Below are 21,787 nucleotides of genomic sequence, written 5' to 3'. Positions count from 1 at the left end.
GAGTTGTAGCGCCGGGCCGACGTCTCGTATAATACAACTAACGAACATCCTTAGGAGGAACTTACTGTGAAATTTATTTTCAACCCGGACATCCGGGACCCGAAACTCAACTTGGCGGTCGAGGAGTATATCCTCAAGCATTTGAACGTCGAGCATGAGGATTATTTCTTGTTCTATATTAACGGCCCGTCGATCATCATCGGGAAGAACCAAAATACATCAGAAGAAGTCAATTTGAAATATATCGAAGAGAATGGGATTGACGTCGTCCGTCGTCTCTCGGGTGGCGGCGCCGTCTATCATGACGAAGGAAACTTGAACTTCAGCTTCATCACAAAAGATGACGGCAACTCGTTCAATAACTATAAGAAGTTCACGCAACCGATCGTCGACGCCTTGAAACAGCTCGGAGTCGAGGCCGAATTGACGGGCCGCAATGACATCCAAGTCGGCGAACGCAAAATCAGCGGTAACGCCCAGTTCACGACGCGCGGCCGCATGTTCAGCCACGGGACGCTCATGTTCAACTCGAACATTGAGGAAGTCGTCAACTCACTCAACGTCTCAGAAGAGAAGATGCGCTCGAAAGGAATCAAGTCGGTCCGTAGTCGCGTCGCCAACATCACGGAATTCTTAGAAGAAGAGATGGCGATGGAACACTTCGTCGAGGCACTCCTTCACTCGATTTATGACGGGCAAGAACCTGAGCGCTACGTGCTTCGCGATGAGGACTGGGAGATTGTTCAGGACATCTCGAAAGAACGCTACGCGAACTGGGACTGGAACTTCGGGAAGTCACCGAAGTTTGATGTCGAGTCGAAACGTCGGTTCCCGATCGGCACGATTGACGTCCGTTTGAACGTCAACAAAGGGACGATCACGGAAGCGAAAATCTATGGTGATTTCTTCGGTGTCGGTGATATCCATGACGTCGAACAAATACTCGTCGGGACGCGGTTCGAACGCGGCGCAATTCGGGAACAATTGTCACAGCTTGACGTCAAACATTACTTTGGCAACGTCGAACTCGAAGAACTCGTCGATCTCATTAGCTGAAAAATAAGGGACGTTTAGGTGAATCCTAAACGTCCCTTATTTTTTGTCGAAACTATAACACAGACTCCTTTAACATCTCCAAATTTCTCTCGAAAAAATTTATATTTTTTGAGAGACCACGTCGCTTGCACCAACCTAAGCTATTAAAAGAGTCAGTAAAACTATAAAACGGCAGAACGAGATCTAAATCTATTAGAGGTCGAATACTGTTGTATCCTTCTTTGTAAGCGAGGTATAAATTTTCGTTGTGGGACAAATAATCACGATATAGTTTAGTAAAATCAACTTCTGTTGATCCAAATCGCACAGTTTCAAAATCTATTATTCCTGAAATTTGATTTTTATTTATAATAATATTGCCTGGTCGAAAGTCCATATGGATAAAACTTGGTCCATCGGGTGACGGTAGTTCTTGTTTCATTGTTTCAAATTTTTTAATCGCTAGTTTGTATAATCTATCGTCGATTATAGGCTTTACGTCTTTAGCAAAATTATAAAATTGAGCATCGACAAATTGCGACCAATTTTGAAATACGTTATTTATATGTAATGATGGGTAATTTTCATTAGGCTGGATTGTATGGAGCTTGCCATGAATCTGCCCAACTTGAAAAGCAATAGAGGAAGATGTGTTTGGTGTAAGAGTCTCACCTTTTAATTCAGTTAATAGGAAAGCCCCAACACAATTTTCGTCACCAAGCCAATAGTTCAGTAACTTTGGTGTTGGAATGGACTCACTTAAAAGGCGATAAGCCTCTAATTCACGATTCAATTTAACTTTTGAATAAGGAATTTTAAGAATAATATTTTGTCCATTTGTCAACAAGCATTTATATACGGCAGAGCTAAAGGAATCCTCGACCTCATATATCTTAGATATTTCTAATTTGAACATATCAATTAAACGTTCTAACATAATTTATATCTCCCATCACAATTTAAACCCAAGATATTAATTATAGACAAATTCGTTTCGTTTTTGTAATTAGGAAATCAATAAAAAAAGCGAAAGCAAAAACAATGTGAATTTTGGCGGTTTAGTGAATATTATCCCATATTATTGTTTGTCTACATAAGTAGGCGTATCATAATCAATGCAAACGCTTTCTTAAAAGGGGCTCAGCCAATAGGAGGAAATGATATGTACCGATTGATTACAGAATGGATGGACGCGAATCGGATGTGGGTGACGGAACAGCCAACTTTTGAACTCGCTGTCCGCGCGATCGGTCTTGAATTAGAAAGACGCGGTATTGTCGATGAGACGTTCACGCGCGTCGTAATAGGTCAAGAACGATCGATTCCGTCGGGCGTGACGGATGTCGCCGTGCCGGTCGCTGTCGTTGATGTGCCGATTCACGTCTCGAAGCAAGATGGCATCACATTGTTACATCTTAATCTCCCGTTTGCGATGCAGACGATTGCTGGTGAAACGATTCGAGCCGAAGCCATCTTTTTCATCACGGCAACAACCGAAGCGAAGAAGTCGGCGCTCCACAAATTGATGGACGATTTGCTCATGGATGACGAGACGCTTCAAGCGCTCGTCCACGTACAGAGCCGAACCGGTTTATATCATTTGCAGACGATGGAATTGAAAGCGTTTTCTTATTGAGTCGTTTCATGTACAATAAAGATAACTGAAAAAGAGCGCGGTTGCCGTGCTCTTTTTTACGGCTCAAAAGTGAATAGTCATTCATTTCCAAAGGGGGATTACCATGGCAAACTTAGTCACGGCACTACAGAGAGTTGTGGCCGCGCATCCGAATAAGGCGGCCTACGTGTTTGGGGAAGACACGGTCAGCTACGGACAGTTTTTCGGTCAAGTCGAGGCGATGGCGGCGACGCTCGAGCAAAAAGGCATCGGTCAAGGGGATCACGTCGCACTCGTCCTCGGCAATAGTCCGGCATTCTTGATTTCATACTTTGCGGTGCTCGCACGAGGTGGGGTCGTCATACCGATCAACCCTACATACACACCAGATGAGATGGCTTATATTCTGCTCGACGGGGACGTGAAGGCCATCGTCGCATTATCACCGCTCGTCGCACAAGCAGAAGCTGCGCTTACAAAGTTGCCACATCTCGGGCTCGTCATCTCGGTCCCTTACGCGGATGTGCCGGCGTTGAAACGGGACGGGGACATCGAGTTCTTGCCGTTTAACGAGGTGTTCGCGTCAACGAAAGGGGAACTCGTCACGGTCGATGAGGAAGAGGTTGCCGTCATCCTGTATACGAGCGGGACGACCGGGAAACCTAAGGGAGCGTTGTTGACGCATCTCAACTTGTTCTCGAACGCCCATTCAATTGGGGAATATTTGGAGATTACGCCGGAAGATAAAGCGCTCGCGGCGTTACCGATGTTCCACGTTTTCTGTCTGACGGTCATCGTGAACGCCCCGCTTCTTCGTGGGGCGACGATTGTCATCTTGCCGAAGTTCTCGCCGCAAGACGTGTTCGACCTCATCCCGAGACATCGCGTCAGCATTTTCGCTGGGGTGCCGACAATGTATAACTTCTTGCTGCAGACGGCGATGAAAGTGCCGGCTTATGCCTCGGCGCTCAAGCACGTCCGCGTCTTCGTATCCGGCGGGGCGAGCCTGCCGGTACAACTGCTCGAATCGTTCGAACAAAAGTTTGAATGTAAGATTCTCGAAGGGTATGGCCTGTCGGAAGCGTCACCGGTCACTTGTTTCAACCCGCTCCATGGTGAGCGGAAGGCCGGATCGATTGGACCATCGATCGTCCACGTCGAGAACAAAGTCGTCGATGAGCTCGGGGAAGAGGTCGGGGTCGACGAGGTCGGTGAACTCATCGTCCGTGGACCGAATGTCATGAAAGGCTATTACAAGCTACCGGAAGAGACGTCAGTGACGCTTCGGGACGGATGGCTTTACACGGGTGACTTGGCAAAGCGTGACGAGGACGGATACTTCTACATCGTTGACCGGAAGAAAGACATGGTCATCGTCGGCGGCTATAACGTCTATCCGCGTGAAGTCGAAGAAGTGCTCTATCAGCACCCTGGCATCGTCGAGGCGGCTGTCATCGGCGTACCGGACGCTGAGCAAGGGGAAGCGGTTAAGGCGTTTATCGTCACTCGTGACGAACAGGTGACGCTTGACGAAATCCGAGCGTTCGCGGCGACGAAACTCGCGAAGTATAAACAGCCGACACAAATTGAAATGATTGATGAGCTGCCTCGGAACACGACCGGTAAGATTTTACGGACCGTCTTAAAGAGCGAGGCGTTCCAACGCAATTGAGATGAGAGAAGGGCGACAAATTGGTCGCCCTTTTTTGATTAAATGATTTGACACCATTACGGGGTAGGGGTATATTAAAGGCGAGGTGATAATCATGGAAGAATTCATGCATGACCAACCGCTCGTCCCGCGCGAAGACGCGGAACGTGAAGCGCTCAGCAAACGACTGCGCCGGATTGAAGGACAAGTACGAGGGATTCAAAAGATGGTCGAGAGTGACCGCTATTGTGTGGATATTTTGACGCAGACGTCAGCGATTCAAGCGGCGCTCAAGCAAGTCGAGATGCAATTGCTCGAACGCCATATGCGCAAATGTCTAGTCCATGCCAGTGAAACGGAAGACATGGACCCATACATTGACGAATTGATGACAATCGTCAGCCGCATCAAAAAGTAAGGAGGTGGACCGATGAAAACCGTCGAACTGTCGATTCAAGGGATGACATGCGCCGCATGTTCGGCCCGAATCGAAAAAGTGTTGAATAAAATGGATGGTGTCGAAGCGACCGTTAACTTGCCGCTTGAAACGGCGACGATTCGCGTCGAAGAAGGAATCACTGAAGAAGAGTTGATCGCCCGCATCGAGAAGATCGGCTACGGAGCGGAACGTAAGGCCGAATTGACACCAAAGCACGACCTTCGTCCGCTCGAGCGAAAAGTGCTCATCTCGGCGCTATTGTCAGCGCCGCTTCTGATCGTCATGATTACGCACATCCCGGGTGTGACGTTCCATGCCGATTGGCTGATGAATCCGTGGTGGCAATTCGCGCTCGCCACGCCTGTCCAGTTTTGGATCGGGGCCCAGTTTTATAAAGGGGCGTATAAGAGCTTGAAGAGTGGCGCGGCCAACATGGACGTCCTCGTGGCCACAGGGACGTCGGCTGCTTATTTTTATTCCGTGTTCGAGATGCTCGTACATCCGACGCACCCGTCACTCTATTTCGAGACGAGTGCCGTTCTGATCACGCTCGTATTGCTCGGGAAATGGTTAGAGGCCCGAGCGAAAGAAAAAACGACGGACGCGCTCAAGTCACTCTTATCGTTACAGGCGAAAGAAGCGATTTTACTCGTCGATGGCGTGGAACGGTCAGTCGCGATTGACTTGGTCAAAGCCGGCGACGTCATCGTCGTCCGACCTGGTGAAAAAGTGCCGGTCGATGGAAAAATCGTCGAAGGTGAGACGGTCATCGATGAGTCGATGTTGACCGGAGAGTCGATCCCATCTGAGAAAAGTGTTGGCGCCGATGTTGTCGGCGGGACGATCAACCGCTCACATCGGGTCTTGATGGTCGCCGAACGTGTCGGCAGCGAGACGATGCTCGCTCAAATTGTCCGTGTCGTTGAACAGGCCCAGACGGATAAAGCCCCGATTCAACGGCAAGCGGACCGAATTTCAGGTGTGTTCGTTCCAATCGTCGTCGCCATCAGCGCCTTGACGTTCGCCGTTTGGACGCTTGGCTTCAATGATTTGGACATGGCGATTCGGGCATCGATTGCCGTTCTCGTTATCGCTTGTCCGTGTGCGCTCGGTCTCGCGACACCGACATCGATCATGGTCGGGACGGGACGTGCCGCCGAACAAGGTGTCTTGTTCAAAGGTGGCGGGCAACTCGAATCGTTGAATGGTGCCGATATCGTCGTCTTCGATAAGACGGGGACGCTCACGAAAGGTACGCCGGAAGTCGTGGCGACGTTCGGAGACGCATCGTTCTTGAAACAAGCCGTCATGGCTGAACGTCAGTCGACGCACCCGCTCGCCGAGGCAATCGGTCGAGGCGAAGGGGCCGGTCGGGTCGAACGCGTCGAAGAATTGGCCGGTCGAGGATTGAAAGCGGTCGTAGATGGGAAACCTCTCCTTATCGGCTCGGTCCGTATGATGCAAGAAGCCGGATTTGCATTACCGGAATGGGACATGCAGGCAATGACGCCGGTCTATGTGGCCGATGAGTCTGGGGTCGTCGCGGCGTTCGGTCTTCAAGACCGGTTGAAAGACCAAAGCCGCTCCGTCGTCCAACAACTTGCCAAAACGAGACAAGTCTACGTCTTGACCGGTGACCGGAAAGAAGTCGCGCTCGATGTCGCCCGGCAACTCGGGATTCCGGAAACGAACGTGATCGCCGAGGTGTTGCCCGTCGAGAAGGCGGACCATGTCGAGGCGCTGAAACGCCAGGGCCGTGTCGCCATGGTCGGGGACGGGATGAATGACGCGCCGGCGCTTGCTGTCGCCGATGTCGGTATCGCGTTTGGTAGCGGGACTGATGTCGCCTTGGAGGCGGCTGACGTCACCGTGATGGGACAAGATATCGAAGGCGTGAACCGTGCCATCGAGATGAGCGCGTTGACGATGCGTAACATTCGCCAAAACTTGTTCTGGGCGCTTGCCTATAACAGTTTAGGTATCCCGGTCGCAGCGGCCGGTCTACTCGCACCATGGATTGCCGGGGCGGCCATGGCGTTCAGTTCGGTCTCGGTCGTCTTGAACGCATTACGATTGAAAACACAAGGAGGAACATCTAAATGAATGAAACGACATTGAAAGTAGAAGGTATGACATGTAATCACTGCAAGGCAGCGGTCGAAGGCGCATTGACGGAACTTGAAGGCGTCGAGTCGGCAATCGTCTCGTTACAGGACCATCGGGTCGATGTCATCCACAACGATAACATTTCAGTGAAAACGATGATCGAAGCCATCGAAGAACAGGGTTACGACGTCAACGCATAATCCAGAGCTCCTGCCTAACATGGCAGGAGCTTTTTTGTCATGTTCATGCCTGAATAAGTGTGCTATATTATAGGTGATAATGAGAATCGCTATCAATGGGAAGGTGGAACATGATGGAACTCATGATGATTAGCGGTGTACTGGCACTCCTTGGTGGAGGTACGGTATTCCTCGCGCAACAGATGCGCACTCGGCCGACGCGATAAGGAAGGGGGGACCCTTCTTTTTTTGTGGGCTTGTTTGCGTGTCGTCAACACATTGAGCGCTGAGAAAACGACTGCATTCTCATCATTCGTCCACAATTGTTTGATATGATAAGTAAAAACGTTGCAGAGGTGACTGGAATGTACACAATTTATTTGGTCGATGACGAAGTTAATTTGAACAAGATGCTCGTCACGTATTTAGAACAAGAAGGCTATCAAGTCCGTTCGTTCACTGATGGGACTTCAGCTCAGGCCGCCATCAAAGACGAGCCGGACCTATGGGTGCTCGATATTATGCTCCCGGACCTCGACGGGTTCCAACTGCTGAAACAAATCAAGGCGACGAATGCGTTCACGCCGACGATTTTTATCTCTGCGCGAGACGAGGATATCGATAAAATCATCGGACTTGAGATGGGTTCGGATGATTACATCGCGAAACCGTTCTTGCCGCGCGAACTGGTCATCCGCGTCAAAAAGTTAATCGACCGTGTCTACGGCTCGAAGTCGAATGAGCATATCGAATACGGCGAATATACGATTTATCCGGAGAAACGTCTCATCAAACATGAACAAGACGAGATCGATTTGACATCAAAAGAGTTCGATTTGTTGCTCCTCTTCCTCGAACATCCGGGTTCTGCCTTGTCCCGTGAACAGATTTTAGAAGGGGTATGGGGCCATGACTATTTCGGTTCGGACCGCGTCGTCGACGATTTGGTACGCCGCCTCCGGAAAAAATTGCATCGCCTTGAGCTCGAGACGCTCTATGGCGTCGGTTATCGATTGATCAAGCCATGAAACTCGATCGACTTCAGCCGAAACGGCTCATGTGGAAAATTTGGATGTTGATCCTGCTCATCATCGTGACGCTCGCCTTGATGATTTTGTTGACGATTCGATCGTCCATCACACAATTCATCGATGAACAAGTGTACGAGACGTTGCAAGATGTGGATTATTACCTAGGGAATACGAATGAGCTAGAAAACATTCCGCAAAATCCGATTGAGTATGACCGTCGCCAACAAGAATCCCGGTCGGTCAACCAGCTCATCTTCTTACCGAACGGACGTATCATTTATGGTTCGGCCCCGCTCGAATTGACGAACCGGATGTATCAGGAGGCGCTCACGCAGACGAGCGAGGTCGCCAAATACCAGACGACGATTGACGGAGAGGATGTCTACTACATCATTCGGCAGAACGAGTACGATGGGGCTCTGATTTACCAGGCTTCCTACGCCTGGGACGCTTACCGGCGTGAACTCGTCTCGACGCTCTACTGGCGCATCTCGATTTTAATCGGTGTCATCAGCCTGTTGTCGTTAATCCCGGCGTTATGGATGTCGCGAGAGTTGACGAAGCCGATCGTCGAGATGGAGCGGGCGGTCGAGAAAATCTCGAACCGACAATGGGAGACGGTGCTCCCGCTCGCCCGGCAAGATGAGCTCGGGCAGTTGGCCCGCTCGATTGATGCGATGCGGCAAGAGTTGCAAGAGCAAGACGTGGCCCAGCAGGCGTTGCTTCAAAACATCTCACATGACTTGAAGACACCGATCATGGTCATCCGCGGCTACGCCCAATCGATCGGCGACGGGATTTATCCGACCGGGGACTTGAAAGGGTCGGCCGAAGTCATCGACGAAGAGGCGTCCCGGCTCGAGAAGAAAGTTGTCGACTTGTTATACGTCACGAAGCTCGAGTATTTTAAAGGTCAAGAGATGCGGCTTGAACCAATCAATCTCGACAAGCTGATGGAACTGCTCGTTAGCCGATTCAAACTGCGCGGCAACTTGGATTGGGTGGTAACAGGGCATGCTGGCGAGATGCTCGGGGACGGAGAACAAATTCGCGTCGCATTCGAGAACGTGCTTGATAACGCCTTACGCTACGCTGAGTCCAGGATTCGAATCGAACTAATACGCTCTGAAGCGGGTGTGGAAATCATTATCGAGAACGATGGTCCTCCGGTTGATCCGAATCTTGACTTGTTTCATCAATTTTCTCGAGGAAAAGAAGGGAAGTTTGGTCTTGGTCTGTTCATCGTCCAACGAATCGTGACACTTCATGAAGGGACGGTGGCGTTGGGAAATACAAATGACGGAGTTGCTGTACATTTTCACTTTCCGTCAGCGAATTCGACGCCAAAACTTAAATTAGATTCTCGAAATTAAAAAATCAGCCACTCTTTGGCTGATTTTTTAATGGGAAACGTTTGACTTCAATTTGTGGAAACGATGATTTCTTGGTATGAATGACATGTAAGTCACTATATCCATGATGGAGGCAAACCAGATGACTGAGTTAACGAATGAAACAAGAGCATTGATTCCAGTTTTCAACGAGTATGGAGAGGCGGAGACGCTCGTCTATCAATCCGGCGGGGTAGAACGATTGAAAGGATCGCCCCTTTATTTACTCGAATCGGCCTGTCTGTATTACGGTTCAAGCATTCAAGGTCGGATCGAGGCGGCACGTAACGTACTCGGCCCGCACCGGAAGACGCCTGTCATCATGGATTGGCATGCAGATGTCATCTTTTTTCCGACCATTGCTAAAGAAAGCCCTGACTGTGCCTGGATCAACTTTTCACACGTGCGTAAGGCTGATAAGAGTGGCAAAGGAAGCCGGATTTTGTTCTATTCAGGTGAATCGGTCGAGGTTCCGGTATCGGATCACACCGTCTATCGGCAGAAACAACGCTCCATCGAGTTATCATATTCGTTTCAAAAACGCTTTCACTGAAGCACATTCAACTGGGTTTAAAGATTGAAATGAATGGTGAACCCCTCTATGATAAAGAAGAATAGTTCATATGTGTATTTGCACATTATCTGAAAGTGAGGGGTCAACATGTTTTTTCAAAAAATGATTGAACGAGGAAAACTGATCATCGTGTTTTTGCTCGTCGCAGTCGTCGTCGGAGTGCTTACGTTCTTCCAACTTCCGAAGCGTGAAATTCCAGAGACGAGTGTCAATATCATCTTGATTCAAACGCCATATCCGGGCGCGACCGCAGAGACGGTCGAACGGAACGTCACGAATATTTTGGAGACTGAATTGAGAGGACTCGATGGGATCGAGAATGTGTCATCATTATCCGCATCCGAGTTCTCGAATATCACCATCGAGTATGAGGACGGCTTCGATCGAAGTGAGCTGCAGTCGAATGTACGCCAAGCGATCTCAGATGCTGCGCCACGCTTGCCAGAAAACGTGCTGGCCCCGACCATCAATGACTCGATCGGGCAGTTGCCGGTCGCTTCTTACTTATTGACGGCAGATGATCGCCAAACACTCCAGACAGTGCGTGAAGATGTCGAGCGGTTGGAGGAACGTCTGTTGCGGACAGATGGGGTTACCGGTGTGACAATCAAAGGACTACCGGAAACGGAATTCGTTGTCTCGCTCGATTCGGCGGAACTCGGGGAGCGTCAACTTGCTTTTCCGGACGTCTTGACGGCCATCAATGAAGAATATAAGACGACACCGCTCGGTCGCCAGTCGACTGAAGATGGGATTTACCAATTGGCGATCGACAGTTTGACGAACGTCAATGACATGGGCCAAGTCGTCGTCGGCTCAGTGAATGGGACACCTGTCCTCCTTGAAGACGTCGGTACGGTCGAAGAGACGGAAAAAGCGGTCACGGACCTCGTTTCACTCGATGGACAACCTGCCGTTTCCTTGACGGTCACGATTGAACCGGGTCAAGATATCCCGACGCTTCAAGAACGCGTCGACGAAGTCGTCGCGGATGAAGTCGGCGACGTGAGTGGTGTCGAGCTTGTCCCTTATTACGAGCAGGCCAAAGCGGTCGATGATATCTTCTCCTCCCTCACTCGTGAATTCATCATCGCCATGATCGCGGTCATCGTCGTCACGACGATCGGATTGACAATCTCAGGTTCCTTGATCGTCAGTTTGGCGATTCCATTGTCGTTTTTGCTCGCGTTGATTCCACTTCGTTTCACCGGTGTCGACTTGAACCAAATCTCAATCATCGGGGCGATCATCGCACTCGGGATTCTCGTCGATGACGCCATCGTCGTCAATGACAATATTCTGCGCCGTTACCGGAAAGGTGATACGGCGATGGGCGGTGCCGTGCGCGGGACGAAAGAAGTATGGGGGTCGATCGTCACGTCGACGCTCGCCGTCGTCTTCGCCTTCTTGCCGTTGACGCTCTTGTCAGGGGCGAACGGGAACTTTATCCGCGCCTTGCCGACCGTATTAGCCTTGTCGGTGCTCGCCTCGATGATCATTAGTTTGACCCTCGTCCCGATTGCCCAATACTGGTTGAATCGGAAACAAGTCAAAGTTTCAAAACGAGAGCCAGGTTGGTTAGGTGGTCCGCTCAACCGTCTCAGTAATTTCTACGCAGACAAGTTGTTGCCGAAAGTCGCGAAACGTCCTTGGACGTTCGGACTCGTCGGTTTTGTGATCACGACCGCGTTGTATGGATTGATTCTATTGACCCCGTTCGAATTCTTCCCGGCCGCGAACCGCCCAGAAGTCGTGACGAGTGTCACCTTGCCGGTCCAAACCGACCTTGAAGAGACGGAACGGAGACTTCGAGCGATTGAGGAAGAGTTCCAAAGTATCGATGGTGTCGTCGAGACGTCTGTCTTTGCAGGTAGCGGCTTACCGGGCCTCTTCACGGGTGGCCTCGATCAGACAGGTGAAAACACGGGTCAAATCGTCGTTCGTGTCGACAATGAGACGATCGATGCGATTCAATTGATCGACGAATACACGACACAAATCCGGGAGAATAACCCGGATGCTGAAATCTTCTTGGATACGCAGCAACAAGGACCGCCGACTTCGGCGCCGGTCGAGTTCACGATGCGCGGTGAAACGATTGAGCAGCTCGTCACAGCACGGGATGCTGTCAAAGCGGACCTCGAAGCCATTGACGGCGCACTCGTCCTCGACAACATTAAAGAGCCGTTCCAGACGCTCACATATGAACTTAATCGTGACGCGATGGCGGCTGCCGGTGTGACGGCGAGGTCGATCAGTGACCAGATTCGCCTCGTCACGGATGGCATCCCAATCGGCACGTTCGATGACGGGGTCGAGCAGCGTGACGTGAAAATCGTCGTCGATGCGGAAGCGAATCGTGAGGCGCTCGCCTTAGATGATATCCTCGTCCCGGTTCAAATGGAAGCCGGTCCACCGGTCGCGCCGCTCAGTACGTTCGTCACCGAGACGACGACGGAGCAGATTCAACAGATTCCACGTGAGAACGGGGAACGGACCGTGACGCTCCAGATCTACGCGAGCGAAGGCATGGACGAAGAAGCGTTCAAACAAGACGTCGACCGCGTGCTTGCTGATGCCGAGGCGTCATTGACCGATGAAGGGATCGCGTTCGACCAATCCGGCGCGAGCGACACACAAAACGAGTTCTTCCTTGAACTTGCCACGTTGTTCGTCGTCGTGTTGTTCTTGATCTTCTTGATTATCGCGTTCCAGTTCAATTCATTGTCACTTCCGCTCCTCGTCTTGTTCACGATTTACTTGGCGATAGCGGGAGCGGTCGTCGGACTGTTTGTCACGCAGACACCATTTAGCTTCATGGCTTCGATGGGGATTGTCTCACTAGCCGGAATCGTCGTTCGGAACGCAGTCGTCTTGTTCGAGTTTATCGAGCAAGGAATTCGTGACGGCATGGCCGTCACGACGGCCGTCTATGAGGCGGGACGCGCCCGGATTCGTCCGATTCTGTTGACGGCGTTGACCGCTGTCGTGGCACTCTTGCCGGTCGCGCTTGGAGAAGACCCGCTGTTCCGACCGCTCGCTATCGGAATCGTGTCAGGAATTCTCTTCTCGACCGTATTGACGCTCGTGCTCGTCCCAGCTTACTATTTGATTTTGGCGAAACGTCGCCATCGAGATAAGCCATTCACAGAGTAATGTGGAAAACAGAGGGTGGTCCGAACCGGGCCACCCTCTGTTTTTGTGAACGAACGTTCACGACACCTCATGTTTTCTCCAGATGTTGGATGGGTATAATCAGAAAAGGTACTTCAGTATATTGGAGGGAATAGACATGAACGATTCGTACACATGGATTAATCGGCGCAAGATGCGCCCTGCTTATAGCGCGACAGGGGGTCGCTCGTGGACGAGTGAACGCATCGTCCGACCCGATGCGGCACGTGGGCGCACAGTGCGTGGCGTCAAACGTGTCCGTCGCCCGTACACCGATGAACACGGTGTTCGTCGGTATACGACGGGACGTGTCGTCATCACCGACGCGGCTCGTCAGGCGCGTGCGCACGGCCACGGTGAGTCGGCGGTTCAACTCGAGCTGTCGGTGCCTACGCCGTATGAACGGGTGAAGGAAATGATTCCGACGAAAAAAGTGCTCGTGCCGGCCGTGGCGGGGATCGCTGTCGCCGGAGGACTTGCGGGTGTAATTTATGCGTTGCGTAAGAAAAAACAAAACAAGAATAAGCACAAATAAAAAAATCGCCCGCGGGCGATTTTTTTATTTGAGGCGATCCGCGAGAATCCGTTCGAGCTGTTGCTCACCGAGTTCACGCATCTCTGCTTCATTCTCTTCATCATATGCCTCTTCTGTGAAACGTCCGACGAATTCGACTTTCCCGTTGCCGAGTTCACGGAACACGAGGTTTTTCCGGTCTTGATAAAAGACGACGCGATACTCTCGTCCGTTCTCGTGCATATAGTTGAACACACCTTTGATGTGGTCCATGTTCTTTTCTTCGGGCTGGTCTTCTTCCTCTTCGTCCTCTTCAAGAGCGTCGGCGAGGACTGCCGTCGGTTCTACTTCTTCCGTTTCTTCTTCAGAGGAAACGGCCTCTTTTTTTTCTTCTTCTGTCATGAAAAACGACCTCCTTTACTTACTTTCTTATCATACCCGCTTTTCGAAAAGCTGACTACTCAAAATGGTGCGAACAGACGCGGACGACGTTCGAGGATGACATAATCAAACGATGGAACAGTTGTTGTTTGACCGACTCAGGTGCATCGACTGTTTTGAGCGCTTGCTCCATGCAGCCGAGCCAGTGGCCGGCGTGTGTCTCCGAAATCGGGTGGTCACGATGAATCATCGCCAAGTTGCCGCCGCCGCGACGTTCTGTGTAAAGTTTCGGTCCCCCGAGCAGTTGTGTTAAAAACTCGAATTGATGCGCTTTGACCCGGTCTTTGTCGTCCGGAAACAACGGCAATAACACCGGATCAGCGTAGACGAGGTCGTAAAAAGCGTCGACGAGCTGCTGGACACCGCGCTCGCCTCCGAATTGTTCATATGCACTCATGTTCTATTCCCCCTCATACGTCCAGTCTAATCGATTTTTGTCAGAAATGGGAAGGATGGGGGCTAGTCAATTTTCTTGCCGGGGTTTCAAAGGATTTCCCTCTACAAACAGTACGGAATGGGTCATAATAAAGAAAAAAAGGGAAGGGGTGTTCGCCTAAATGACGGTCACTTTTCACGTCGGGCGTTCCGGGAGCGGAAAAAGCGAATGGATGACGAAACAAGTCATCGAAGAGCTGAAGCGTGACCCGAGCGGACCGACCATCTATATGCTCGTCCCAGACCAAATGTCGTTCGAGATGGAACGGAAGATGGCGATGACGGATGGCTTGAACGGATCGACCCGGATTCAAGTTCTATCGATGCGTCGACTCGCCTTTTTGATGATGCGCGACCGTGGCGTCGCGACCGAACAATTTTTAGACCAGACGGGAACGCATTTGCTGTTGCGCCGCGTCGTCGAGATGAACGAGGAACGATTGACCTTGTTCCGTCGGACGATGAATCAGTTCGGCTTCTATGAGGAATTGAATGCGTTAATCACACTCCTCAAACGGGGCCTCGTCGACCCGGAGCAATTGCTCCGTCTGAGCGAACAAGACCAACATCGATCACTAAAACTGCAAGACCTGTCGATTCTTTACGAGGGATTCTTGACGATGACGGAAGGGAAATCGCTCCACGCTGAAGACTATTTCAACGTGCTGCTCCAACTGTTGCCAGACATCGATTTGACCGGGACACAGTTTTATGTCGACGGTTTCAATGAATTTTCGGAGCAAGAGCTGGCGGTCCTGGTCGCCTTGGCGGAGAAGGCGCCACTCGACGTGCTGTTGACGATTGATCCAGATTCGCTCTACCGGCCTCATCCTTCGTTCGGGCCGACGCAACGGACACTTATGCGTTTTAAAGAGCTATTGTCCGAGCGCGGTCTCGCCTCGAATGATAAAAAACATGCTGGATCACCACGCTTCCAGCATCCGAGTCTAGCCTATCTTGAGGCGACGTTCGGGCAAGTGACAGCGGCCCCGTACACCCGATCTGATTCGAACGTCGTGTTGCATGCGGCCGTCGACCGGTCGGTAGAAGTCGAGGCGGCCGTCCGTGAAGTCGTACGGCTCGTCCGCGAGGAAGGCTTCCGCTACCGCGACATCGCCTTTGTATCCCGTTCGCTTGAAGCGTATGGCGACTTGGCGACACAGGCGCTTCAAAAAATGCAGTTGCCGTTCTTCCTTGATGAGCGGCAACCGATGCTTGATCATCCAGTCGTTGAATTGTTGAAAGCGACGATTGAAGTCGCTTTACGCGGATATCGAGAAGAACCGGTGTTCCGGGCGCTTAAAACCGAATTGATCCTGCTCGATGCGGAACATCGGCGCACGTCGGTCGACCGACTCGAGGCGTTCGTCATCGAACGCGGAATTAAACATTACCACTGGCACGAGGAGTGGTATTTGCGACGCCGAGCCGAAGAAGAGGCGCGTTTGACCGGGGAAGAGCTCGACTTGGAGACGGCACTCAATCGTTATCGCCAAACCGTCGTCGACACGTTCGACCCGCTCTTGGCCGATTTAAAGGCGGCGAAGACGATGCAGGCGTATACGCACGCCATCTACGCTTTCTTGGAACGAATCGATGTGGCGTCCTGTCTCGCCTATTGGCGGGACGAAGCGCTCGAGGAGGCACGCTTGCTCGAGGCGCGCGAACATACGCAAGTGTGGGACGCCGTGTTGCACTTGCTCGAGCAGTTGGAGGCGGCTGCGCCTGACGAGACGCTTTCAACCGAACTGTTCCTGCAGATGATGGACACTGGGCTCGACAGCCTGCGCTATGCGCTCGTCCCGCCGTCTCTAGATCAATTGACGGTCACCGATTACGTCCGGGGCCGCTTGATCGATAAAAAGGTCGTCTTCTTACTCGGGGCGAACGAAGACCAAATCCCGCTCGTAGCGACCCAGTCGAAACTGTTGACCGACCAAGATCTTGATTTCATGCATGATTTCGGCGTTCGGGCCGGGAAAGCGACCGAGCATTTATTTGATGACGAGACGTACTATTTGTATAAGGCGCTCACAGCACCGAGCCATCGTCTGTTCGTCAGTTACGCCCTCGTCGATCGGACCGGCAAGGCGATCCAGCCGGCAAGTTTCATCGCCGACCTCAAAGCCCGCCTCAGTGGCGGGAAAGTCGTGACGACCCACTTCGCAGAAGCCGGGGAGCATCGTCCGAGCGACCAGTTGTCGTTCATCACAAACGTGAATCAGACGGCAGCGGTGACGGCACTTGAACTGCAGCGGCTCAGCCGGCATTATCCGATTCAAGACACGTGGTTCACAGTGTATAACGAGCTGTTGAAACACCCGGAAGGCCGCGACCGGATTCGCTTACTGACGAGCGCGCTCTTCTATCAAAACGTGCCGCAACCACTGCCGGAAGATGTCGCCAAGTCACTGTACACGAACTCGATCCGGGCAAGCGTCTCAAGGCTTGAGACGTTCCAGGCTTGTCCATTTCGTCATTTCGCGCGTTACGGACTCCGTTTGAAAGAACGCCGTCTATATCGGTTAGAAGCGCCGGATATCGGCAACTTGTACCATCGCACGATTGAGCATATGTCCCAGACCGTGCAGATGGAAGGGAAAGAATGGCGGGATGTGAGCCGAGACGAATGTTCGTCACTCGCCGAGGCGGCCGTCGAACTCGTTACGCCGGAAATCCAAAATGCGATTTTGATGAGTTCGAATCGATACGGTTATTTGAAGAAGAAACTGACGGACGTCGTCAGCAAGACGGCGGAAGTATTGATCGAGCAATCGAAACGGGATGGGTTCGACCCGGTCGCATTCGAGCTCGACTTTGGTAGCGGCAATTTCCCACCGGTATCGTTCACGCTCAGTAACGGAGCGACATGTGAACTCGTCGGACGCATCGACCGCGTCGACACGGCCTCGGTCCATGATCAACTCTACGTCCGGATCATCGACTATAAGTCGAGCAAACACGAGATCGACTTCGCCGAAATTTATTACGGCCTCGCCATGCAGATGCTCATCTACTTGAAAGTGCTGATTGAGCAGGCGAACGCGTGGACACAAGAGAATGTCGCGCCAGCAGCGGCCCTTTACTTCCACGTTCACCGGCCGCTCGTCGCCCCGGGCGAGACGGATACGGATACCGAGCGCAAAGTGCTCGAGTCGTACCAGATGCAAGGATTGCTCGTCGATGATCCCGCTATTTTAGAGGCGATGGACCGGACCGCAAAACAAGATCAGAAAAAATCAATCGTCATCCCGGTCAAATATAAAAAGGACGGCACGCTCGACGTGAACTCGACGAAAAAAGTCGTCTCCCCGCCACAGCTCGAACAGCTGATGGACCATGCTTTCGGCTTGGCCCGGTCGAGCACCGAGGCGATGTACGATGGCGAAATCGGCGTTGAGCCATATGAATATAAAGAGCGACGGCCTTGTCAGACGTGCCCATTCCAAAGTGTCTGTCACTTTGATGAGGCGCTGTCCAACGAGCCACGCCAATTGAAGAAGTTAGAAAAAGATGACGTCTTGTCAAGATTAGGAGGTGACGTTGATGCAGTGGACGAATGACCAACAAGCGGCCATCGATGCGAGAGGTTCGCACGTGCTCGTCTCGGCGGCAGCCGGTTCCGGCAAGACGGCCGTCCTTGTGGAACGGCTCGCGAGCCGTCTCTTGGATGAGACGGACGAATTGACGGCGGACCGCATGCTCGTGGTCACATTCACGAATGCGGCGGCGGCCGAGATGAAGCGACGAATCGCCAAAGCGCTCGACGGGGCACTCCGTGATGACCCCGAGAACGCATATATTCGAAAACAACGCCAAATGCTCAACCGAGCGCTCATCACGACGATCCACTCGTTCTGTCTCGAAGTGATTCGGGAGAACTACTATCTGCTCGACCTCGACCCGGCGTTCAAAATCGCCGAGGAGCGGGACTTGGTCCTCTTGCAGGACGATGTGCTCGAAGATGTGCTCGAGGAGGCGTACGGGCAACAAGACCAGGCTTTCTTCGCATTGATTGACGCTTACACGTCGGACCGGGGTGACAGTGAGATTGAGGAATTGATTCTCGGCCTCTATCACTATGCTCGGACGCTGCCGGACCCGGAAGCGTACTTGGATGAACTCGTGTCGCTGTATCAGTTCGCCGGTGACCCGGACGAGGAACAGCTGTTGATTGAATTCGGGCGTCTGCTCTGGATAGACATCGAAAAAGCGTTGCGTCAGCTCCGTCGCGTCGCCATCGAACTGCGCCTCGCCGGTTATGAGGCTCAATCCGAGAACGTGCAACAGGCGATTTTACCGTTCGTGAATCTCGATCCGGACTCGTTCAAGTGGAGCGAGCTCGAGACGGCGGCCCGCGCCGTCAAATTCGGGACGATGAAATCCGTCCAAAAGAAAGACGAACACCACGTCTATCACACGGTGTTGAAACCGGCCTATGACCAGGCGAAGAAGAAGTTGAGCGAGGCGATCGCACAGGCCGGCACGAGCGGGGCGGACTATTTAGAAGTTTTGATGACGCAACGTCCGCTCGTCGAGACGCTCGTCAAGACCGTCCGGACGTTCGGTGCCGCTTACGAGCAGGCGAAACGTGACCGTGCCTTCGTCGACTTCAGTGACCTCGAGCATTACGCGCTCGCCATTTTACGGGACGGGGACGGACCATCCTCGGTCGCGTCGCTTTACAAACAGCGTTTCGCCGAAGTGTTGATCGATGAGTATCAAGATACGAACGAGATTCAAGAGACGATCATCGGGCTCGTCAGCCATGAAGCCGAGCACGCCGGCAACTTGTTCATGGTCGGGGATATCAAGCAATCGATTTATCGGTTCCGCCATGCCGAGCCGCGTCTGTTCATTGAGAAGGCGACGCGCTTCAAACAGGATGGGGCGGGGCAACGCATCGACTTGTCGCAAAACTTTAGAAGCCGAGCTGAGGTCCTCCACGGCATTAACGACTTGTTCGTCCGATTGATGGACGAAGAAGTGAGCGAGATCGAATACGATGAGGCGGCACGTCTCGTCCCAGGACGGGAGTATGAGGCGCTCGAGGCGAGTCCGGAACTCATTCTCGTCAACGGGGAGAGCCGCGACTTGTCGAAACAAGAACTCGAGGGCCGGGCCATCGCGACCCGGATTTTAGAGCTCGTCTCGGGGGATGAACCGTTCAAAGTGACCGATGAAGCGACGGGTTTGCTACGGTCGTGCGAATATCGCGACATCGTCATCTTGGTCCGCTCGAAGAAAGAGCGGGTCGAACAGCTGATGGATATTTTGACGCAGTACAACATCCCGGCCTATACCGATTCGGACGGCGGCTATTTCCAAGCGACCGAGATTCGGATGATGCTCGCGGTGTTGAAACTGATCGATAACCCGCTCCAGGACATCCCGCTCGCCGGGGCGCTCCGTTCACCGATGTTTGGCTTCAGCGACCAAGAGCTGGCGAAGATTCGCCTGGAATCAGAAGAGTCGTTCTTCGAGGCGCTCAAGGCGAAAGCGGATGATGAGGACGAACTCGGTCTGAAGTGCGGCGACGTCCTCGACGCGTTGTCGGCGTGGCGCACGTTCGCCCGCAACCATAGCTTATCGGAACTGATTCAACAAGTGTTCAATGACACCGGCTTCTACGATTTCGCCGGCGGCTTGCCAGATGGGAAAGGGCGCCAAGAAAACTTGAAGGCGCTCTATGACCGGGCGTTGTCATATGAGCGGAGCGGATACCGCGGTTTGTATCGTTTCCTCCGTGTGATGGACCGGCTCCAAGATAATGGCGAAGATTTGTCCGAGGCGCGTTCGCTCGGTGAAGAAGAAAACGTCGTCCGGATCATGACGGTCCACAAATCAAAAGGACTCGAGTTCCCGGTCACGATCGTGGCCCAGCTCGGGAAGCAGTTCAACAAGCGCGACCAAACGCAACGCGTCATCTTCCATAAACGCTATGGCATCTCACTTGACGCGATTGACGTCGTCACCCGCACGAAAACGGAGACGTTCGTCAAAGAGATGATTCGCCGCGACCTCGATGCGACGATGAAAGCCGAAGAGATGCGCGTCTTGTATGTCGCCCTCACCCGTGCCAAGGAAAAATTGATTTTGATCGGGACGGTCAAAGAGCCGGGGACACAGATCGGGCAATGGCTGCACGTCGAGCAAACTGGGGCGACTTTATCGGCCGATGCACGTCGTGAGGCGAAGACGTACCTCGATTGGGTTGCGCCGGCGCTCCTAAAACTCGAAGGGGCGGCCCCGTTTTTAGAAGAGCAAGGGTTGCCGGTCATCGCGCCGCAATCGGAAGCGACCCCGTGGACGTACCGCATCATCGGCGAAGAGGACTTGGCGGAAGTCGCCACGCTCCAAGAGATGATGGCGCAGCTCCATCACGTCAAACAGTTCGAGGCGATCGACTTCCCGGTCAAAGACGAGGCGAACATCACAGATTTCGTTCGCCGGGCGTTCACCTATGCCTATCCGGCCCAAGCCGCGACCGAGACGGCCGCCAAACAAACGGTGACGGAGTTGAAGCGGGCGCTCCAGCTTGAACAGGCAGCGTTCGAAGAGACGTACCGGGCGACGGACACCCCGTATCGAGTTCCGAAATGGAAGCAATCCCAACAAACGGGGGCAGAACGAGGAACGACGTTACATCTCGTCTTCCAATTGATTGACCCGTCCGAGCCGCTCGCCTTACAAATCGACCGTTGGGAAGCCGACGGCATGCTCAGCCCGGTCGAGGCCGAGACGGCACGGCTCGCGCGTCCTGAAATCGAGGCGTTCTTCGCTTCGGAAACCGGGTGTGCGTTAACGGCAGCGCTTCAAGTCGGACGAGGTTGGCGCGAGCTGCCGTTCACGTACACGGTTCCGGCCGAGTGGGTCAACCCGAGCGGGGCGTTCACTGACGAACATGTGCTGATCCAAGGGATTATCGATTGTCTGTTCTATGATGGGGAGACATATGTGCTCCTCGACTATAAATCGGATTCCGTGCTCTTCTCGAGCGACTCTCGTGAAGCGGCCAAACAACTGTTGCGCGACCGCTATCACGTCCAATTATCGCTCTATCGGGAGGCCATCGAGGCGATTTGGGGAATCACAGTCGGTCGGATGCTCATTTATTCCCTCGATTTACAGGAAATTGTTGCCTTGTAGTCTAGACGTTCCGACGAAAAAGGGGTACGGTTATACACCGTACATCCTTTTTT

Annotated in this window: 16 protein-coding genes; 13 read left to right on the top strand and 3 right to left on the bottom strand. The window is 52.5% G+C overall.

Annotation, left to right across the window (positions count from 1 at the left end):
- The first annotated feature begins 66 nt into the window (after positions 1-66).
- Complete coding sequence (gene lplA / locus DPV68_RS08915; RefSeq protein WP_114166408.1) at positions 67-1,056, top strand: lipoate--protein ligase; 990 nt, start codon at positions 67-69, stop codon at positions 1,054-1,056.
- A gap of 52 nt (positions 1,057-1,108) precedes the next feature.
- Here the strand turns inward: lplA and DPV68_RS08910 are convergent, their stop codons facing one another.
- Complete coding sequence (locus tag DPV68_RS08910) at positions 1,109-1,972, bottom strand: aminoglycoside phosphotransferase family protein (RefSeq protein ID WP_114166407.1); 864 nt, start codon at positions 1,970-1,972, stop codon at positions 1,109-1,111.
- A 225-nt stretch (positions 1,973-2,197) separates the two neighbouring features.
- Between DPV68_RS08910 and DPV68_RS08905 the strand changes: the two genes are divergently transcribed.
- The 10 genes from DPV68_RS08905 to DPV68_RS08860 all read left to right on the top strand — a co-directional run bounded on the left by DPV68_RS08905 (position 2,198) and on the right by DPV68_RS08860 (position 13,730).
- A complete protein-coding gene (locus DPV68_RS08905; RefSeq protein WP_114166406.1) occupies positions 2,198-2,671 on the top strand; it encodes a PTS sugar transporter subunit IIA in 474 nt (157 codons plus the stop codon).
- Positions 2,672-2,774: 103 nt separating this feature from the next.
- Positions 2,775-4,322 carry a fatty acid--CoA ligase family protein gene (locus DPV68_RS08900; RefSeq protein WP_114166405.1) on the top strand — a complete coding sequence of 516 codons (1,548 nt, stop codon included), beginning with the start codon at positions 2,775-2,777 and terminating at the stop codon, positions 4,320-4,322.
- Positions 4,323-4,416: 94 nt separating this feature from the next.
- Complete coding sequence (locus DPV68_RS08895) at positions 4,417-4,719, top strand: metal-sensitive transcriptional regulator (RefSeq protein ID WP_114166404.1); 303 nt, start codon at positions 4,417-4,419, stop codon at positions 4,717-4,719.
- 12 nt (positions 4,720-4,731) lie between these two features.
- Positions 4,732-6,843, top strand: a complete 2,112-nt coding sequence (locus DPV68_RS08890; protein WP_114166403.1) for a heavy metal translocating P-type ATPase — start codon at positions 4,732-4,734, stop codon at positions 6,841-6,843.
- A complete protein-coding gene (gene copZ, locus DPV68_RS08885) occupies positions 6,840-7,046 on the top strand; it encodes a copper chaperone CopZ (RefSeq protein WP_114166402.1) in 207 nt (68 codons plus the stop codon). The genes DPV68_RS08890 and copZ overlap by 4 nt, the downstream gene beginning before the upstream one ends.
- A 344-nt stretch (positions 7,047-7,390) precedes the next feature.
- Entirely contained in the window at positions 7,391-8,053 is a 663-nt protein-coding gene (locus DPV68_RS08880; RefSeq protein WP_114166401.1) for a response regulator transcription factor, read from the top strand.
- The gene (locus DPV68_RS08875; protein ID WP_114166400.1) at positions 8,050-9,429 is read left to right on the top strand and encodes a sensor histidine kinase; all 1,380 of its coding nucleotides are present in this window, start codon (positions 8,050-8,052) and stop codon (positions 9,427-9,429) included. The genes DPV68_RS08880 and DPV68_RS08875 overlap by 4 nt, the downstream gene beginning before the upstream one ends.
- A 121-nt stretch (positions 9,430-9,550) precedes the next feature.
- On the top strand, positions 9,551-10,000 hold the full coding sequence (locus DPV68_RS08870; protein ID WP_232819572.1) for a competence protein ComK: 450 nt from the start codon (positions 9,551-9,553) through the stop codon (positions 9,998-10,000).
- Positions 10,001-10,108: 108 nt separating this feature from the next.
- Positions 10,109-13,177 (top strand): efflux RND transporter permease subunit, encoded by a 3,069-nt coding sequence (locus DPV68_RS08865; RefSeq protein ID WP_114166398.1) that lies wholly within the window; start codon positions 10,109-10,111, stop codon positions 13,175-13,177.
- A gap of 136 nt (positions 13,178-13,313) precedes the next feature.
- Positions 13,314-13,730, top strand: a complete 417-nt coding sequence (locus DPV68_RS08860; RefSeq protein WP_114166397.1) for a hypothetical protein — start codon at positions 13,314-13,316, stop codon at positions 13,728-13,730.
- A gap of 24 nt (positions 13,731-13,754) precedes the next feature.
- Here DPV68_RS08860 and DPV68_RS08855 read toward each other — a convergent pair whose 3' ends face one another.
- Both DPV68_RS08855 and DPV68_RS08850 read right to left on the bottom strand, forming a co-directional pair.
- Positions 13,755-14,111, bottom strand: a complete 357-nt coding sequence (locus DPV68_RS08855; RefSeq protein ID WP_114166396.1) for a hypothetical protein — start codon at positions 14,109-14,111, stop codon at positions 13,755-13,757.
- A 55-nt stretch (positions 14,112-14,166) separates the two neighbouring features.
- The gene (locus tag DPV68_RS08850; RefSeq protein WP_114166395.1) at positions 14,167-14,547 is read right to left on the bottom strand and encodes a truncated hemoglobin; all 381 of its coding nucleotides are present in this window, start codon (positions 14,545-14,547) and stop codon (positions 14,167-14,169) included.
- 160 nt (positions 14,548-14,707) lie between these two features.
- On the opposite strand from DPV68_RS08850, the gene addB reads away from it, so the two are divergent.
- Positions 14,708-18,148 carry a helicase-exonuclease AddAB subunit AddB gene (gene addB / locus DPV68_RS08845; RefSeq protein WP_114166394.1) on the top strand — a complete coding sequence of 1,147 codons (3,441 nt, stop codon included), beginning with the start codon at positions 14,708-14,710 and terminating at the stop codon, positions 18,146-18,148.
- Positions 18,132-21,734, top strand: coding sequence for a helicase-exonuclease AddAB subunit AddA (addA, locus tag DPV68_RS08840; RefSeq protein ID WP_114166393.1), 3,603 nt, complete (start codon positions 18,132-18,134; stop codon positions 21,732-21,734). Before addB ends, addA begins: the two co-directional genes overlap by 17 nt.
- The last annotated feature ends 53 nt before the right edge of the window (positions 21,735-21,787 follow it).

It is taken from the genome of Exiguobacterium sp. TNDT2 (genome assembly GCF_003331145.1).
Classification (GTDB): Bacteria; Bacillota; Bacilli; order Exiguobacteriales; family Exiguobacteriaceae; genus Exiguobacterium.
The sequence above is the reverse complement of the archived record's forward strand: the minus strand, read 5'-3'. Positions and strand labels throughout refer to the sequence as shown.

Excerpts from the sequence above, each read along its gene's own strand:
- DPV68_RS08895 (WP_114166404.1), top strand. The coding sequence starts at position 4,417 with ATGGAAGAATTCATGCATGACCAACCGCTCGTCCCGCGCGAAGACGCG.
- copZ (WP_114166402.1), top strand. The coding sequence starts at position 6,840 with ATGAATGAAACGACATTGAAAGTAGAAGGTATGACATGTAATCACTGC.
- DPV68_RS08880 (WP_114166401.1), top strand. The coding sequence starts at position 7,391 with ATGTACACAATTTATTTGGTCGATGACGAAGTTAATTTGAACAAGATG.
- DPV68_RS08905 (WP_114166406.1), top strand. The coding sequence starts at position 2,198 with ATGTACCGATTGATTACAGAATGGATGGACGCGAATCGGATGTGGGTG.
- DPV68_RS08860 (WP_114166397.1), top strand. The coding sequence starts at position 13,314 with ATGAACGATTCGTACACATGGATTAATCGGCGCAAGATGCGCCCTGCT.
- DPV68_RS08910 (WP_114166407.1), bottom strand. The coding sequence starts at position 1,972 with ATGTTAGAACGTTTAATTGATATGTTCAAATTAGAAATATCTAAGATA.
- DPV68_RS08870 (WP_232819572.1), top strand. The coding sequence starts at position 9,551 with ATGACTGAGTTAACGAATGAAACAAGAGCATTGATTCCAGTTTTCAAC.
- addA (WP_114166393.1), top strand. The coding sequence starts at position 18,132 with ATGCAGTGGACGAATGACCAACAAGCGGCCATCGATGCGAGAGGTTCG.
- DPV68_RS08850 (WP_114166395.1), bottom strand. The coding sequence starts at position 14,547 with ATGAGTGCATATGAACAATTCGGAGGCGAGCGCGGTGTCCAGCAGCTC.
- addB (WP_114166394.1), top strand. The coding sequence starts at position 14,708 with ATGACGGTCACTTTTCACGTCGGGCGTTCCGGGAGCGGAAAAAGCGAA.
- DPV68_RS08855 (WP_114166396.1), bottom strand. The coding sequence starts at position 14,111 with ATGACAGAAGAAGAAAAAAAAGAGGCCGTTTCCTCTGAAGAAGAAACG.
- DPV68_RS08900 (WP_114166405.1), top strand. The coding sequence starts at position 2,775 with ATGGCAAACTTAGTCACGGCACTACAGAGAGTTGTGGCCGCGCATCCG.
- DPV68_RS08890 (WP_114166403.1), top strand. The coding sequence starts at position 4,732 with ATGAAAACCGTCGAACTGTCGATTCAAGGGATGACATGCGCCGCATGT.
- DPV68_RS08865 (WP_114166398.1), top strand. The coding sequence starts at position 10,109 with ATGTTTTTTCAAAAAATGATTGAACGAGGAAAACTGATCATCGTGTTT.
- DPV68_RS08875 (WP_114166400.1), top strand. The coding sequence starts at position 8,050 with ATGAAACTCGATCGACTTCAGCCGAAACGGCTCATGTGGAAAATTTGG.